This window comes from Pontibacter roseus DSM 17521, assembly GCF_000373265.1.
GTDB lineage: Bacteria > Bacteroidota > Bacteroidia > Cytophagales > Hymenobacteraceae > Pontibacter > Pontibacter roseus.
In genome coordinates, this window is record NZ_KB890762.1 from 1,029,570 (window position 1) to 1,045,035 (window position 15,466).

Below are 15,466 nucleotides of genomic sequence, written 5' to 3' on the forward strand. Positions count from 1 at the left end.
GAGGAGGCAGCTGTTCCATGCTTCAGAACCTTTATTCTGTTCAGGAAGTGGTTTAGCGGGCTTCCCCCGCACCTTCCGTCTGAGACAAATATACAAAGTTTTTATTTACAAGTATATTTTCAGGATAGTTATTCTTGCCTACCTGCACCAGTTAGAAGGTGTTTTCACTCCTTGTTATACGACTGAGGGGATAAAAAGTAGGCAGTCAGATTTTCGGTAGCGCTGACATTTCAATGGCCCCTACCACACAAGGTATAGCCGTCTATCCCAGTCTTCCTGTCTCCTTCAACCTGGCTATCTTCTCTACGAGCACTTGGTTTATTTGCACGTAAGACTCGTGCGTCCAACCGGCGATATGCGGGGTGAGGACGACATTCTCGGAGTTGGCCAGGTAGTTGAAACTTTGGAGCTGCTGTTCTGTCAAGGTATGGAGCTTCTCATTTTCCAGCACGTCCAATGCCGCCCCTTTCACGGTTCCGGCCCTCAGGTGGTGCACCAGCGCCGCCTGGTCCACCACCTCGCCGCGCGATGTGTTCATGAACCAGATGCGCTTCTGGAAGGCCTGAAAGAAAGCATCGTTAGCGAAGGTCCGGTTCTCCGGTATGTAAGGTATGTGCAGACTCACAATATCGGCCTGGCGCTGCAGTTCCTCCAGCGAAACGGCTTCTGCTGGGCTTGTTATTTTCTCGGGGACGTAGCGGTCGTAGGCGATGATGCGGCCCCCGAAGCCACTCAGCACACGCGCCAGACTCTGCCCCATGTTGCCATACCCGATGATGCCCACGGTCTTGCCGCTTATCTCCTCCCCCCGGTTCTCTTCGCGCTGCCATACCTTATTGCGTACCTGTCGGTCGCCCCGGCTGATGTTGCGCAGCAGGCTCAGCAGCATACCTAGCGCGTGCTCTCCTACCGCCTGCCGGTTTCCCTCATTGGCACCCAGCAAGGCAATTCCGCGCGCCTGCAGCGCCTCCGCATCAATGTTGTCGACGCCTGCCCCGGCCCTCGCCACGAACTTAAGCCTGTCTGCCAGCCGAATGGTATCGGCGGTGATGCGCATCTTGCTCCGCACAATCAGCCCATCGAAGCCCACCAGCGCCTCGCATACCTCCGCAGGTTTTATATCTGGTTTGTACTCCGCCTCCATACCTATACCTTCCAGCATCGGGAACAGGCTAGGGTGGATTTCATCAATGATGAGTATGCGTACAGGCATAAGGATTACGCTTTGGTGGAAGACAAATTTAAAGAAACAGGCGATTGGGTGCACTCTGTTATGATCTCAGCGCTGTAGTAGTGGTTGTGAAGTAGCTATTGCTACTCCCTACAGCTCATAGAGCATGTGCGCCACGCCAAAGTAAATGGCCAGCCCCAATAAATCGTTGGCGGTGGTGATAAAGGGGCCGGCGGCTACGGCAGGGTTTATGCCGAACTTGTCCAGCACCATCGGGGTCAGCGTACCCATCAGCGAGGCCAGCATGACCACCGAAAACAGGGCCACCGACACCACCAGCGACAACTTGAAATCCTGGCGGAACAGATAGGTGAAGCCAAACACGAGCGCCGATATGATGAGCGCGTTCAGCAAGGCCACCATGATGAGCTTGAAAATACGCTGGGCGAAGTTCTCGAAAATCACCGCGTTAGATGACAAGGTTTGGATGATGATAGACGAGGACTGTATGCCTACGTTTCCGCCCGTGGCCGTAATCAGCGGCACGAACAGGGCAAGTGCCGGAAGAATGGCGATATCCGCCTCAAAGAAGCCCATGAACTGGGCAGCCAGCAGACCGCCCACCATCCCGATAATCAGCCAGGGTATACGGGAGCGCGAAATCCGGAACACGCTATCGTCTTCCTCCACGTTCTCAGTGATACCCGTCATGAGCTGCCGGCTGAGTTCGGCCTGCTCCTGCATCACGTCAATCACGTCGTCAATGGTGATGCGGCCCAGCAGCCTGCCCTGAATGTTCACCACAGGTATAGCTTCCAGGTCGTACTTCTGCATCACGCTCACCACCTCGTTCTCGTCCCGGAAAGACTCAATAGATATGACGTCCGGGTTGTAGATGTCCTTCACCAGTTTGTCATCTTTAGAAAGCAGCAGGGCCTTTATACTTAGGCGTCCCACCAGGATGTCGCGGTTGTCCACCACATACACGGTATAGATGCGCTCCACATCTTCGGCCTGCCGGCGAATCTCCTCAATGCACTGCCGCACCCGCCAGTTGATGTTCACCTTGATGAGCTCCTTCGCCATCAGACCACCCGCGCAGTCTTCTTCGTAGTGCAGCAGGTCCAGGATGTCCTCAGCCTTCTCCTCGTTGTCGAGCAGGGCGATAACCTCCTCGCGGCGCTGCACATTCTGCTCGTTCAGGATGTCCACCGCGTCATCCGAGTCCATCAGGTTGACGTAGCGGGCTATCTCCTGGCTGGTGAAATACTGCAGGAAATCAGTGCGGATGTCGTAGTCTAGGTCGCTGAGTATCTCGGCCCCTACCTCCGGTGGCAGCAGGTCCAGCACGTACTTCGACTCATTCGTGTCCAGCTCATACAGCACAGTGGTGATGTCAGCCGGATACATGTCCGACATCGTCTCCAGTATGAACGACCTGTCATCGCGTGCTATCGCCTCTTCAACCTGGTCAATGTAGTCGCGTGTGATTTCTACCTGCATGGCTTACATGTTCTGCTCTATGAGTTGGGTCAATTGAATGAAATCCTCTACCGACAGCTGCTCCGCCCTTTTGTCGAACACGGGCAGCGCCGCCACCTCGGGTGGCAAGTTGTACGTCTTGAGGCAGTTACGGAGCGTTTTGCGCCTGGTTCCGAAACTCAGCTTCACCACGCTGAAAAACAGCTTCTCATCACAGGGCAGGCTCTCGCGCCCGTTGCGCACCAAGCTGATGACGCCCGACTTGACTTTGGGCGGCGGATGGAACACGTGCTCGTGCACCGTAAATTTGTAGTCGATGGTATAGAAGGTCTGCAGCAGCACGCTCAGGATGCCGTATACCTTGGAGCCCGGAGGTGCCGCCAGTCGCTCAGCCACCTCCTTCTGAATCATGCAGACCACTTCGGGCACTACGTCGCGATGCTCAAGCACCTTAAAGAATATCTGGCTGGAGATGTTGTAAGGGAAGTTGCCGATGACGGCGAACTTGCCTGGGAACAGCTGGCTCAAATCGGTCTTCAGGAAGTCGGCCGAGATGATGCGGTCCTGCAAAGCCGGGAAGTGCTCCTTGAGGTAAGCGATGGATTCGCGGTCGATGTCCACCACGGTGGTCCGGTATTCCTTATGCTGCAGCAGGTACTGCGTGAGCACGCCCATACCGGGACCTATTTCCAGCACATCGGGCACCCCGCCGGGCAGGGTCAGCTGCTCCACAATCTTGCGGGCTATGTTCTGGTCTACCAGGAAGTGCTGGCCCAGGTGCTTCTTTGGACTTACTTTGCTCACGTTGTGCTCTTTATGAACCCGCCGGAAATTATACTTTTCCGCCGAATACCGTTATACCTTAATGTATATGCGTGCTGCAGGGGCTATATGGGGCCCAGTCGCTTTTTCGCATTGAACTATATACTTACTATATTGCGCACTCAAAGATACGAACGACAAATGCCAACACAACTCAAATACAATACATCGGTAGGTAAAAATACAGACGTTGCCCTGATTGTGCGGGCGGACCAGGCAGGCTCCCTGTCAGAACTGAATGCCGACGAGGCGGCTTATGTGCAGCGGCAGCTGGAGGCGGAGGCGAAGATCATCACGCTGAACCGCTACACGCAGCGTCTATACCTGGTCGTAACCAAGGATGCTAAGACCGAAAACGCTGCTAAAGAGGCGATGCGCCAGTCTGGCTATACCTTGCTCAAGCAACTCAAGACTGATAAGGTGGAAGAGCTGGCCATCCAGGACCTCACCAACAGCAACTTCAGCCCCTATCTGGCCGAAGGCCTCTACCTAAGCAACTACCAATTCCAGAAATACAAGACCAGAAACAGCAAACCGAGCCCACTGCAGACCATCGTGCTCACAGATGAGAACCTGTCGGAGTTCGATGTGCTGGAGCTGCAGAACGTGCTGGATGCTGTAACCATCACCCGCGACCTAGTGAACGAACCGAACAGCCACCAATCCGCCTCTCAGTTCAGTGAGCAGCTGGTGGAGTTGGGTGAAAGCGCCGGCTTCACGACCCAGGTGTTCGACGAACTGCAGATACAGTCGCTGAAGATGGGCGGCCTGCTGGCCGTGAACCAAGGCAGCGAGGAGCCGCCTACCTTTAATATATTGGAGTGGAAACCAGAAGGCGCCACCAACCAGAAGCCCTATGTGCTAGTGGGCAAAGGCGTTGTGTACGATACCGGCGGCCTTAGCCTGAAGCCAACGCCGCAGTCCATGGACTACATGAAGTCGGACATGGCCGGTGCCGCCGCTGTGGCCGGCGTGTTGTATGCCCTGGCGAAGAACAACATACAGCTGCACGTCATCGCGCTTATACCTGCCACTGACAACCGTCCGGGCGGCAAGGCTTACGCTCCTGGCGACGTGCTGACCATGCACAATGGCATGACCGTGGAGGTACTCAACACCGATGCCGAAGGCCGCCTGATTCTGGCCGACGCCCTAAGCTTTGCGCAAAAGTATAAGCCAGAGTTAGTAATTGACATGGCCACTCTGACAGGAGCCGCGGCACGCGCCATCGGAAAAGAAGGCCTGGTGGCCATGAGCAACGCCGGCGATGACGTAATGGCCGCCTTGAAAAGGGCCGGCGAGGAAGAGCACGAACGCATCGTGGAGTTTCCGCTGTGGGACGAGTACAAGAAGCACATCGAATCCGACATCGCGGACATCAAGAACCTGGGCGGTGCCGAGGCGGGCGCCATCTCCGCTGGCGTATTCTTAGAATACTTCACCGATTACCCGTGGGTGCACTTCGATATCGCCGGCACGGCCTACCTGCTGGGCGAAGACTCCTACCGAGGCAAGCTGGCCACCGGCTCCGGCGTGCGCCTCATTTACAACTACCTTAGCTCTTTGGCTAACTAAGAACCAATGGACAACAGATACAAAGCAAAACTAGGTATAAGCATAGGCGACACCAACGGCATCGGGCCCGAGATCATCGTCAAGACATTATCAGACCAACGCATCCTCAACTTCTGCACGCCTGTCATCTACGCGTCTGCCGGAGTCATCAACAAAGTACGCAAAGCCCTGAGCGCCGAACACTTCCACTACCAGCAGGTGCCCACGGCCCTGGACCTGGTGCCGAAAAAGGTGAACCTGATTAACTGCTGGGAGGAAGATATCGAGATAGAGCCAGGTATACCCAAGCCCGAATCGGGCAAAGCGTCACTGGATTCCCTGCTGGCCGCCTGCAGAGACTTGAAAGCTGGTATGCTGGATGGTCTAGTGACCGCCCCGATTGACAAGGACAACATCCAGGCGGAGGAGTTCAAGTTTCCAGGCCATACCGAGTTTCTCACCTCCTACTTCGATGCACCTGAAAGCCTGATGCTGCTCGTGAGCGACACCCTTCGCGTGGCTACCGTAACTGGTCACATACCTGTCAAGGACGTGGCGAGCAGACTCAACTTCGACCTCATCATCCGCAAAATCACCATCCTGCAGGAGTCGCTGCGCAAGGATTTTGGTATACTCAAGCCTCGCATCGCGGTCTTGGGCCTTAACCCGCACGCCGGGGAAAAGGGCCTGCTGGGCAACGAGGAGACTGACATCATTCGTCCGGCCGTGCTGCACCTGAAGGAGAAAGGCCACCTGGTGTTCGGCCCCTACCCGGCCGACGGCTTCTTCGGCATGCGCCAGTACACGCAGTTCGACGCCGTGCTGTCCATGTACCACGACCAGGGCCTTATCCCGTTCAAGACGCTGGCGATGGAGAGCGGCGTGAACTATACGGCGGGGCTGCCCATTGTGCGCACCTCCCCTGACCACGGCACCGCCTATGACATAGCCGGCAAACACGTGGCGGATGAAACCTCTTTCCGGGAGGCGTTGTTCCTTGCCTGCGACATCATAAAGAAGCGCCAGGCAGAACAAAAGGCTGTTCTTAAATAAGGCAGCTATTTTATTTGTCAGAATAATGTTCTAATTTTGCATCTTGCAATAAAAAAACGGTAGTGAAGAAGCTTAGAGACTACGAAATCGGCATCGACAAACTCAGCAACAAAAAGCATGCGTACGAGTTTGAGATGGACGATTCATTCTTTGCTTTGTTTGAGCAGGAGATAATACTGGGGGGAAAGCTTCTGGCGAAAGTGGAGCTCGACAAGACTGAATCGCTGCTGACGCTGCATTTTGACATCAAAGGGCATGTGCGCCTCACCTGTGACCGCAGTCTGGAGGAGTTTGACCAGCCGGTGGACGTGGAGGAGACCATGCGCATCAAGTATGGCCCGGAGAATGCAGAGCTGGACGATGACATGTGGCAGATCACGCCTGACACACAAGTACTCAACGTGGCACAGCACCTATATGATTACGTAGGCCTGTCGCTCCCGATGAAAAAGTTGCACCCTCGCTTCCTGCAGGAAGCGGACGAGGACAACGAACAGGATATCCTGATTTACTCCTCGCGCAAGTCAGGAGGCAGTGAAAGTGACGACGACGGCGATGACGATGATACCGACCCACGCTGGGATGCGCTCAAGAACCTGAACTAACAAGCAGTAGAATTAAAAATTATTAAATAACAGCAAGTAAATCTTTAACTAAAAATGGCACATCCTAAACGCAAGATTTCGAAGACCAGAAGAGATAAGAGAAGAACTCACCAAAAACTTTCTGAGAAAGCTATCGCTATCTGCCCTACTACAGACACGCCTCACCTGTTCCACCACGCGTACGTGGTAGAAGGCGACCTGTACCACAAAGGCAAGCTGGCTATCAAAAATTATACAACTAACGCTCAGTAAGCTTAGCCTGTACTCCGTTTCAGTTCTGTATAATTTAACTTCATCCAGTACATGAGAATCGCCCTGGACGCTATGGGCGGCGACTATGCACCTGAAGCAAATGTGAAGGGTGCCATGTTAGCCGCAGAGCAGCTCGAAGAAGATTATGAAATCCTGCTGATAGGCAAGGAAGACATTCTGACTCAGCTGCTGAAAGAGTATGGTTATGCGGGTTCTGGTATAAAAGTGGTTAACGCCACCCAGGTGATTGAGATGGGGGAACACCCCACCAAGGCACTTACCCAGAAACCGGACTCCAGCATCGCAGTTGGATATGGTTTGCTGAAGGCTGGAAAAGCACATGCTTTTTGCAGCACCGGCAACACCGGAGCCATGCTGGTAGGGGCCATGTTCAGCGTAAAAGCCGTGGAAGGCATCCTACGGCCATCCATCGGCGGACTGGTTCCTAAACTCAACGGAGGCTTCGGCATCATGCTGGACGTAGGCGCCAACGCTGACTGCAAGCCAGAGGTACTGGAGCAGTTCGGTGAGATTGGCTCCATCTACGCCAAGTACGTGCTGGAAATAGAGAACCCGAAAGTTGGTTTGATGAACCTTGGGGAAGAGGAAGGCAAGGGCACTGTGAACACACAGGCGGCCTACCAGCGCCTCAAGGTGAACCCGAACATCAACTTCATCGGCAACATCGAGGGACGCGATATGTTCAACGACAAGGCCGATGTGATTGTGTGTGACGGCTATACCGGCAACATCATCCTCAAAATGGCGGAGTCTATCTATGACATCCTCCACGAGAAGAACATGCACGACCCGTTCTTCGATAAGTTCAACTACGAGGCAGTAGGCGGCAGCCCGATTTTGGGCATCAACGGCAATGCTGTAATAGGCCATGGCGTGTCCACCCCACTGGCGGTGTGCAACATGGTGCTGCAGGCCCAGAAGATGGTGGCCTCTAACCTTTCTGAACGCTTCAAGAAGAATATCAGCGCTTAGTGCACTGGCCCTAAGGGCAAAACTTATACTGCTTGGCATAAACTGCAACAGTTACTCTTTTTAAGGTACTGGCAGTTTGTGCCAAGTTTTTTGTTATATTGCCGTCTTAAACTTCCAACACAAAAGACCCTTTCAAGATGAGTAAAATTACTGCCGCTATAACTGGTGTGAGTGGCTATGTTCCCGATTACATCCTTACCAACCAGGAACTGGAGACCATGGTGGAGACGAACGATGAGTGGATTCTCTCCCGTACCGGCATCAAAGAAAGGCGTATCCTGAAAGGCGAGGGCAAGGGCACATCTCACATCGCCGTGCCGGCAGTTCTGGACTTACTCAAGAAAACGAATACCAAACCCGAAGAGGTAGAGTTGCTGATTTGCGCTACCACCACGCCTGACATGGTGTTTCCGGCCACAGCTAACCTGATAACGGCTGAGGTAGGCGCTGTGAACGCATTCGGGTATGACTTGCAGGCAGCCTGCTCCGGATTTCTGTTCGCGGTGGCCACAGCTTCCAAGTTCATCGAATCGGGCCAATACAAAAAAGTAATTGTAGTAGGTGCCGACAAAATGTCTTCTATCATCGACTATACCGACCGGGCCACCTGTATCATATTTGGCGACGGCGGCGGTGCCATCATGCTGGAGCCGAACACCGAAGGCTACGGCGTGCAGGATTCCGTGCTGAAGTCAGACGGCACAGGCGCACAGTTCCTGCATATGAAGGCCGGCGGCAGCCGCAAACCTGCCACTGTGGACACGGTACTGGCACGTGAGCACTTCGCCTACCAGGAAGGACAGCAGGTGTTCAAATTCGCTGTGAAAGGTATGGCAGACGTATCGGCTGAGGTGATGGAGCGCAACAACCTGAGGTCTGAAGATGTGGCTTGGCTGGTACCGCACCAGGCAAACAAGCGCATTATTGACGCGACGGCCAACCGCATGGGTATAGGCAGCGACAAGGTGATGCTCAACATCCAGAAGTACGGCAACACCACCAGCGGCACCATTCCGCTTTGCCTGTGGGAGTATGAGAGCCAACTCAAGAAGGGCGACAACATCATATTGGCTGCCTTTGGCGGAGGATTCACTTGGGGTGCCATCTATATCAAGTGGGCTTATGACCCGAAATAATCACTTTATACCTTCATAAACAGGAAAAGCGGCCCTAAGCCGCTTTTCCTGTTTATGAAGGTATGCATTACATGCTGCTGTCACACGACATCTGGTTTCAGCGCCAGCCTGCTCTCCACTTGGGTCAGGAGACTCTGGAACCTGTCAGAAAGCTTCTCTATGTCCTTCATGCCATTCTGGGCCTGGTCTATTTTGCCGTTCCGGTATAGCGAGAACAGCCCCAGCGCGTTGGACTGCAGCTCGTTGTGCGTCTTGAGCAGCGACGCCAATTCTGGCTCACGCCCATACCTGGCACTTCCTACTGTGGCAAACCATTGGTTGATGGGTCCGGAATCGGAGAAGAACACTGCATCGAAAGAGCCTCCATACAACACAGAACGCACCTTCGATTTAAACAGGATGTGTTTAATCCGGATTTGCTGGAAATCTACCTGCGCTGCGTTCATGCCTTTTCCCCCTTCATCGCTAATCAATTGCCTGCACCCATCTCAATACCGAGTTCCTGCAGTTTCTGCTTCATCTTGAACTTATCTGTCACGTTGTAGCCTACCACTAGTATACCGTGTATTTTCCCGTGCTCATCAAAGAGGGGTTGGAAAACGAACGTCAGGTAATTATCCTCCAGCACTCCCTCAGCATTGGCAATTTTGACAATGATGTCTTCTGCTTCATAGGCTTCGCCTTTGCTGTATACCTCATCCAACACCTTCACAAAGCCTTGTTCTTCTATTTCCGGCAGCACTTCAGCCACGGACTTGCCAATCAGGTCCAGGTGTGGGAACAGGGCCTGGTACTTGTCGTTGAGCAGCTCATAGCGGTGTTCTGGTCCCTTGAGGATGGCGAAGAAGGTAGGGGCCTGCATGATGAGACGCTCCAAGGTCAGCCTTTCGGCCTCCGCCTTCTTATAGGCGAGCTGCACCTGGTCTGCCAACTCCGACATCTGCTCGTTGGAGGCCAGCAGTTCCTGCACCATCTTTTTCATGTCGTGGATGTCGCTGCAGCTGCCTATCCACATGAGTATACTGCCGTTTTCGCTGTACATGGGTAGGTAGCGGCTCAGGTGCCAGCGGTAGTCGCCGGCTGCATCCCGAATCCGGAGCTCCACCTGGCTCTCCTCCCCTGCTCTGTGGGCCTGTTCCCAGTTGGCACTCGCTTGCGGCAGGTCATCGGGATGGATAGCCTGCCTCCAGCCACCATCGAGTAGTTTGTCAACAGGTATACCGGTATAGGATTCCCATCGCTTGTTGAAATAAGTGGAATTCCCCTCCGCGTCATCGGCATCTATGAGTTGGGGCATAGCATCTGCCATGAAGCGGAACTTCATCTCGCTTTGCTGCAAGGCCTCGCGGGCCTGCTCCCTTTCCGTCACGTCTTTCGTCACCTGCACCAGGTAAGCCACGTTACCGTCCGCGTCCAAAACCGGGGTATGCGAAGCCTCCCAATACCTTATTTCGTAACCGCCCTCCGGTTTGGCCAGGTCGTAGCGTATCACATCCAGCCACTCCTCCTGTTTGTTCTGGATGGCCTTGTCGATGGAGATGCGCACCGGGTTCTCTTCATAGGGTACGTCTTTGTCCGGGTAGGCTTCCAGCAGGAAGTGTTTGCCCATGATGTCCTCCCGCTGGCGCATGGTCGTTTCCAGGTACTTATTTGTTGCCCCCAAAATCTTAAACTCCGGGGAAATCACTACAATCGCTTCAGGTATATTTTCGAATATGTGATTGAAATCCATAGGTGAATCAAGGTTACTGACTGAGATAAGCACGGGGCTCTGTTCGCCATGCACCAAGCAGGTATGCCCCGCATCAGGCTGGCTGCATGGCAAGTTAGGCATTACAGCCTTAAAATCATCTTCCACAGGAAAACAATCAGATAAATCATGGGGTGGCATACCTTCTTGTAGCAGAAGGAATCGTCCTTTTTTAGATACTTTTTCAGCAGATTATCTAACTTTGTTTGCAGAACAGCAATTTGAGCTATACTTTTAACGTTCCAATTCAATTTAATAGTTACTATGGCAACCACAGCTGATATCAGAAACGGACTGTGCATGGAATTCAACAACGACCTTTATGTTGTCATTGAGTTTCAGCACGTAAAGCCAGGCAAAGGACCGGCCTTTGTAAGAACAAAGCTTCGCAATATCAAGACAGGAAAAGTAGTGGACAACACGTTTTCCGCCGGACATAAAATCACGACAGCCCGTGTTGAGCAGCGACCCCACCAGTTCATCTACAAGGATGACCTGGGCTACAACTTCATGGACATGAACACGTTCGAGCAGGTTGCCCTGGAAGAGCGAATGGTACCCTTCGCTGACCTGATGAAGGAAGGCCAGGAAGTGACAATCCTGTTCCATGCCGAGACCGAGACGCCGCTTACCTGTGAAATACCTCCTTTCGTAGAGCTGACCATTACGTATACAGAACCTGGTCTGAAAGGCGACACCGCCACCAATGCCTCCAAACCAGCCATTGTGGAGACGGGCGCCACCATTCAGGTGCCTTTGTTCATTGGCCAGGACGAAAAAATAAAAGTAGACACACGTACTTATTCTTACGCAGAGAGAGTAAAATAAAAACATGAAAGCTAAAGAAATCCAGGACCTTATCGACTTTATCGCCAAATCTGGTTTGAATAAAGTGAACATTGAGACAGAAGAGTTCAAAATCTCAGTGAAGCGTGACCCAGACCAGAAAATAAAGTATGTGGAGTCGGCTCAGGCAGCGCCTACGGCCCCCGCTGCAGCTCCGGCACTACCACAGTCCGCTGCACCAGCCCCTGCCGCTGCACTACAGGCACCGGCAGCCGCCCCAGCCAACGACGACAGCAAGTACATCGCCATCAAGGCACCTATGATTGGTACATTCTACCGCTCCTCCAGCCCTGACAAGCCAGCGTTTGTGAACGTGGGCGATGAGGTGAAGAAGGGTCAGGTCATCTGCATCATTGAGGCCATGAAGCTGTTCAATGAGATAGAGTCCGAGGTTTCAGGCAAAATCGTGAAAGTGCTGGTAGACAACTCCACGCCGGTTGAGTACGATCAGCCGCTGTTCCTGGTAGACCCTAGCTAACATCAAGTCTGAGAATTTGAAAATGTGAAGATGAGGAATTGGAGTTGCGAACTGGGGCTCCTCTTCCTCATTTTTAACATGTAGAACCTCCACATTTCCAAATCTTCGAATCCCCAAAACCGATTCTATGTTTAAAAAAATACTTATCGCCAACCGAGGCGAAATCGCCCTGCGCATCATCCGCACCTGCAAAGAGATGGGCATCAAAACGGTAGCTGTTTACTCCACCGCTGACAAAGAAAGCCTGCACGTGCGCTTCGCCGATGAGGCCGTATGCATCGGGCCGCCTCCAAGCGCGCAGTCATACCTGAACATGCCAAACCTGATATCGGCTGCTGAAATCACCAACGCCGATGCCATTCACCCAGGGTATGGCTTCCTTTCCGAGAACGCGGAGTTCTCCCGCATCTGCGCAGAGCACAACATCAAGTTCATCGGGGCCACACCTGAGATGATTAACGCCATGGGCGACAAGGCATCTGCCAAAGACACCATGAAGAAAGCCGGCGTACCGACCATACCTGGTTCAGACGGTTTGCTCAAGTCGCTGGAAGAAGGCAAGAAACTGGCTAAGAAAATCAAGTACCCTGTCATCATCAAAGCGACAGCCGGTGGCGGTGGCCGTGGCATGCGCATCATCAAGCACGAAGATGAGTTCGAGAAGGCCTGGAACGATGCCCGAACCGAGTCCAAGGCAGCGTTCGGCAACGACGGCCTATACCTGGAGAAGTTCATTGAGGAGCCTCGCCACATTGAAATCCAGTTGATTGGGGACCAGCACGGCCAGGTGGCCCACCTTTCGGAGCGTGACTGCTCTATACAGCGCCGCCACCAGAAGCTGGTAGAGGAAACGCCATCTCCCTTCATCACTGATGATTTGCGTGACAGAATGGGCAAGGCGGCCATCAAAGGCGCCAAGGCCATCAACTACGAAGGCGTGGGTACCATCGAGTTCCTGGTGGACAAGCACCGCGAGTTTTACTTCATGGAGATGAACACCCGTATCCAGGTGGAGCACCCAATCACGGAGGAAGTGATTGATTACGACCTGATTAAGGAGCAGATAAAGGTAGCCGCCGGCGAGCGCATTACCGGAAAGAACTACTACCCGAAGATGCACGCCATTGAGTGCCGCATCAACGCTGAGGACCCGAAGAACGGTTTCCGTCCGAGCCCAGGCAAAATCACCAACCTACACGTGCCGGGCGGCCACGGTGTACGCGTAGATTCTCACGTATACTCCGGCTATACCATCCCGTCCAACTACGACTCCATGATTGCCAAGCTGATTGTGAGCGCACAGACGCGTGAAGAAGCCTTGGTGAAGATGAAGCGCGCCTTGAGCGAGTTCGTGATTGAGGGCATCAAGACCACCGTTCCTTTCCACCTGAAGCTGATGGATGACCCGGGCTTTAAGGAAGGCAACTTCACCACTGCCTACCTGGAGAACTTTGACTTTGACTCACTCTAGCCATACCTCAGGTATAGCGAATTGGAAAACCGGCTGCTGAGGCCGGTTTTCTTGTTTAATGCCCTGCCGTTGTTTTATTTATCAGGACTGTTTATTCTGATGCTGAAACAATTTATCTTAGATTGAACTTCCACTATATAGAAATGCAAAAGATTAAGTTTTCTGGTTTTGTGTTCGGCCTGCTTTGCCTGCAACTTGCTGGCTGCACCTCCTCCCTTCTGGTAGAGGCTACACAGCCACCCGCCGTTACAGTAAAGCAGGAACAGTGGAAGGTTCTGGTTGTCAACCGGTACGATGCTACGCTCCTCCCCTACAAGCAAGACCGGAAAGTGGAGCTATACCAGAAAGGGGCAAACCAGGCGGTGGCGGGCGCCATGGGGGCTGTTTTCAACGACTCTACATTTGTGCTCGTCAATGAGGACTCTGCAGTAGCTGCTCCTTCCCCTCTGCAGTCTCCCTCACTCACCGCAGAGCAGGTACGCGATTTATACAGCCGCTACCCTTGCCACCTCATCCTGACGCTGGACAACCTTGATGCCTATATGGACAGAGAAGTGGAGACGGCAGTGGATGAGGATGGTGACAAAATGAAAACCGCCCACTTCACATTGAAGGTGGTCACAAACTGGACGCTCTATGACAGCACCGGCGCTGTGCTGGACAAAGCGGCTCTGAAAGTGGAGGACTATTACGAGTCTCGGACTGTAGTCAGCGGGCTGCTGGCAATCGGCCCGGCTATGGCCAACGCGGGACCTGTCGTGAACAAGCTGGCTGTTGAGTCGGGTTACAGGTATTGGGACCGGCTATACCCACAGACCGCGCTGCTGCACAGAAAGGTGCACACTATCGGTCCGCTTTCTGCTTCGCTGGGGCACCTGTACACACAGCAGTGGCAGTTGGCCATAGAGGTGCTCCTGCCGCTTGCCTCAAATCAGGAATTCAAGCACTACGCGAAGGCAGCCCATAACCTGGCAGTGGCTTACGAGGCTGTCGGGAACTACGAGCAGGCTACCCGATGGGCGATGGAAGCAGTACAGAAAGGAGACAAACTGGCGGCCCTCCTGCTGCAGGAATGGGCTGCAAGCGGCAGAAAAAAAGCCTTCAAGTGATAGAAGCAGGAGTAAAGCTAGCCCAGTAGACATTTCTATACCTACCGTAAACGCGAAAGCCCGGCATAAACTGCCGGGCTTTCGCGTTTTATGAGTATTTCAATATGCTATACCTGTGTGGCGGACTTCTCCTCTTCCTCAATCAGTTGTGTCAGTTCATTGTACCAGCCCTCGCCATACTTACGGATGAGGGGCTCCTTCAGGAATTGGTATACCCGCACGCCCAGCTCCTGGCCAAAGTTACAGGCCGCTGCACAAATGCTCCAACGGTCGTAGTTCAGGGCCTCAAAGCCGTCGTATTTTGTGATGCGGATTGGGTACAAGTGGCAGGAAATCGGTTTCTTCCAACCAATTTTACCATCATAATAGGCCTGCTCGATGGCACACTTCAGTACCTTGTTCTCATCGTAAATGGCATAGGCGCACTCGCGGTCCCCAATGGTTGGCGTGGAGTAATCTCCTTCAAAGTCAATGATGTAGTGTCCCTGCTCTTCAATCGCCTGCCTGCCTTCATCCGACATATAGGGTTTGATGATGTCGTAGTTCTGCTCCAGGATAGCCAACTCGTCCCCCTCCAGTGGGGCTCCCAAGTCACCTTCTACGCAGCAGGCACCTTTGCACTTCTCCAGGTTACAGACAAAGAAATTTTCACGGATGTCATCGCTGATGACGGTATTCTGAAGGACAATCATGTAGGTATGGTCAAATAGCCCGCTGCAGCAGGTATGGAAACTTTACAGGGAG

Annotated in this window: 16 protein-coding genes; 10 read left to right on the forward strand and 6 right to left on the reverse strand. The window is 53.3% G+C overall.

The features are described 5' to 3' along the window. Positions 1-262 precede the first annotated feature (262 nt). The 3 genes from B051_RS0111150 to rsmA all read right to left on the reverse strand — a co-directional run bounded on the left by B051_RS0111150 (position 263) and on the right by rsmA (position 3,457). Positions 263-1,213: an NAD(P)-dependent oxidoreductase gene (locus B051_RS0111150; RefSeq protein ID WP_018478290.1), complete on the reverse strand. Its 951-nt coding sequence runs from the start codon at positions 1,211-1,213 to the stop codon at positions 263-265. Positions 1,214-1,321: 108 nt separating this feature from the next. Further along, on the reverse strand, positions 1,322-2,674 hold the full coding sequence (mgtE, locus tag B051_RS0111155) for a magnesium transporter (RefSeq protein WP_018478291.1): 1,353 nt from the start codon (positions 2,672-2,674) through the stop codon (positions 1,322-1,324). 3 nt (positions 2,675-2,677) lie between these two features. Beyond that, a complete protein-coding gene (gene rsmA / locus B051_RS0111160) occupies positions 2,678-3,457 on the reverse strand; it encodes a 16S rRNA (adenine(1518)-N(6)/adenine(1519)-N(6))-dimethyltransferase RsmA (protein ID WP_018478292.1) in 780 nt (259 codons plus the stop codon). Positions 3,458-3,616: 159 nt separating this feature from the next. On the opposite strand from rsmA, the gene B051_RS0111165 reads away from it, so the two are divergent. From B051_RS0111165 to B051_RS0111190, 6 genes are all read left to right on the forward strand, one after another. Further along, the gene (locus B051_RS0111165; RefSeq protein ID WP_018478293.1) at positions 3,617-5,050 is read left to right on the forward strand and encodes a leucyl aminopeptidase family protein; all 1,434 of its coding nucleotides are present in this window, start codon (positions 3,617-3,619) and stop codon (positions 5,048-5,050) included. 6 nt (positions 5,051-5,056) lie between these two features. Continuing rightward, on the forward strand, positions 5,057-6,082 hold the full coding sequence (gene pdxA / locus B051_RS0111170; protein ID WP_018478294.1) for a 4-hydroxythreonine-4-phosphate dehydrogenase PdxA: 1,026 nt from the start codon (positions 5,057-5,059) through the stop codon (positions 6,080-6,082). A gap of 62 nt (positions 6,083-6,144) precedes the next feature. After that, complete coding sequence (locus B051_RS0111175; protein WP_018478295.1) at positions 6,145-6,687, forward strand: YceD family protein; 543 nt, start codon at positions 6,145-6,147, stop codon at positions 6,685-6,687. A gap of 54 nt (positions 6,688-6,741) precedes the next feature. Continuing rightward, entirely contained in the window at positions 6,742-6,939 is a 198-nt protein-coding gene (gene rpmF / locus B051_RS0111180; protein WP_007658910.1) for a 50S ribosomal protein L32, read from the forward strand. Between the two features lie 51 nt (positions 6,940-6,990). Further along, a complete protein-coding gene (plsX, locus tag B051_RS0111185) occupies positions 6,991-7,932 on the forward strand; it encodes a phosphate acyltransferase PlsX (RefSeq protein WP_018478296.1) in 942 nt (313 codons plus the stop codon). Between the two features lie 137 nt (positions 7,933-8,069). After that, on the forward strand, positions 8,070-9,068 hold the full coding sequence (locus B051_RS0111190) for a beta-ketoacyl-ACP synthase III (RefSeq protein ID WP_018478297.1): 999 nt from the start codon (positions 8,070-8,072) through the stop codon (positions 9,066-9,068). A gap of 80 nt (positions 9,069-9,148) precedes the next feature. On the opposite strand, the gene B051_RS0111195 is transcribed toward B051_RS0111190, so the two are convergent. Next, entirely contained in the window at positions 9,149-9,514 is a 366-nt protein-coding gene (locus B051_RS0111195; RefSeq protein WP_033316856.1) for a CZB domain-containing protein, read from the reverse strand. Between the two features lie 23 nt (positions 9,515-9,537). Next, positions 9,538-10,800: a PAS domain-containing protein gene (locus tag B051_RS0111200; protein WP_018478299.1), complete on the reverse strand. Its 1,263-nt coding sequence runs from the start codon at positions 10,798-10,800 to the stop codon at positions 9,538-9,540. A gap of 282 nt (positions 10,801-11,082) precedes the next feature. Between B051_RS0111200 and efp the strand changes: the two genes are divergently transcribed. The 4 genes from efp (at position 11,083) to B051_RS0111225 (ending at position 14,722) form a co-directional block, all read left to right on the forward strand. Continuing rightward, positions 11,083-11,646: an elongation factor P gene (gene efp / locus B051_RS0111210; protein ID WP_026236341.1), complete on the forward strand. Its 564-nt coding sequence runs from the start codon at positions 11,083-11,085 to the stop codon at positions 11,644-11,646. Positions 11,647-11,650: 4 nt separating this feature from the next. Then, on the forward strand, positions 11,651-12,142 hold the full coding sequence (gene accB, locus B051_RS0111215) for an acetyl-CoA carboxylase biotin carboxyl carrier protein (protein ID WP_018478302.1): 492 nt from the start codon (positions 11,651-11,653) through the stop codon (positions 12,140-12,142). A 127-nt stretch (positions 12,143-12,269) separates the two neighbouring features. After that, complete coding sequence (gene accC, locus B051_RS0111220; protein ID WP_018478303.1) at positions 12,270-13,613, forward strand: acetyl-CoA carboxylase biotin carboxylase subunit; 1,344 nt, start codon at positions 12,270-12,272, stop codon at positions 13,611-13,613. Between the two features lie 143 nt (positions 13,614-13,756). Then, positions 13,757-14,722, forward strand: a complete 966-nt coding sequence (locus B051_RS0111225) for a DUF6340 family protein (RefSeq protein WP_018478304.1) — start codon at positions 13,757-13,759, stop codon at positions 14,720-14,722. 107 nt (positions 14,723-14,829) lie between these two features. On the opposite strand, the gene B051_RS0111230 is transcribed toward B051_RS0111225, so the two are convergent. Next, positions 14,830-15,414 (reverse strand): DUF3109 family protein, encoded by a 585-nt coding sequence (locus B051_RS0111230; protein ID WP_018478305.1) that lies wholly within the window; start codon positions 15,412-15,414, stop codon positions 14,830-14,832. Positions 15,415-15,466: the final 52 nt, after the last annotated feature.

Coding starts and splice junctions, on each gene's coding strand:
- plsX (WP_018478296.1), top strand. CDS start 6,991: ATGAGAATCGCCCTGGACGCTATGGGCGGCGACTATGCACCTGAAGCA.
- B051_RS0111195 (WP_033316856.1), bottom strand. CDS start 9,514: ATGAACGCAGCGCAGGTAGATTTCCAGCAAATCCGGATTAAACACATC.
- B051_RS0111200 (WP_018478299.1), bottom strand. CDS start 10,800: ATGGATTTCAATCACATATTCGAAAATATACCTGAAGCGATTGTAGTG.
- accC (WP_018478303.1), top strand. CDS start 12,270: ATGTTTAAAAAAATACTTATCGCCAACCGAGGCGAAATCGCCCTGCGC.
- B051_RS0111225 (WP_018478304.1), top strand. CDS start 13,757: ATGCAAAAGATTAAGTTTTCTGGTTTTGTGTTCGGCCTGCTTTGCCTG.
- B051_RS0111230 (WP_018478305.1), bottom strand. CDS start 15,414: ATGATTGTCCTTCAGAATACCGTCATCAGCGATGACATCCGTGAAAAT.
- efp (WP_026236341.1), top strand. CDS start 11,083: ATGGCAACCACAGCTGATATCAGAAACGGACTGTGCATGGAATTCAAC.
- B051_RS0111165 (WP_018478293.1), top strand. CDS start 3,617: ATGCCAACACAACTCAAATACAATACATCGGTAGGTAAAAATACAGAC.
- rpmF (WP_007658910.1), top strand. CDS start 6,742: ATGGCACATCCTAAACGCAAGATTTCGAAGACCAGAAGAGATAAGAGA.
- B051_RS0111190 (WP_018478297.1), top strand. CDS start 8,070: ATGAGTAAAATTACTGCCGCTATAACTGGTGTGAGTGGCTATGTTCCC.
- mgtE (WP_018478291.1), bottom strand. CDS start 2,674: ATGCAGGTAGAAATCACACGCGACTACATTGACCAGGTTGAAGAGGCG.
- B051_RS0111150 (WP_018478290.1), bottom strand. CDS start 1,213: ATGCCTGTACGCATACTCATCATTGATGAAATCCACCCTAGCCTGTTC.
- pdxA (WP_018478294.1), top strand. CDS start 5,057: ATGGACAACAGATACAAAGCAAAACTAGGTATAAGCATAGGCGACACC.
- accB (WP_018478302.1), top strand. CDS start 11,651: ATGAAAGCTAAAGAAATCCAGGACCTTATCGACTTTATCGCCAAATCT.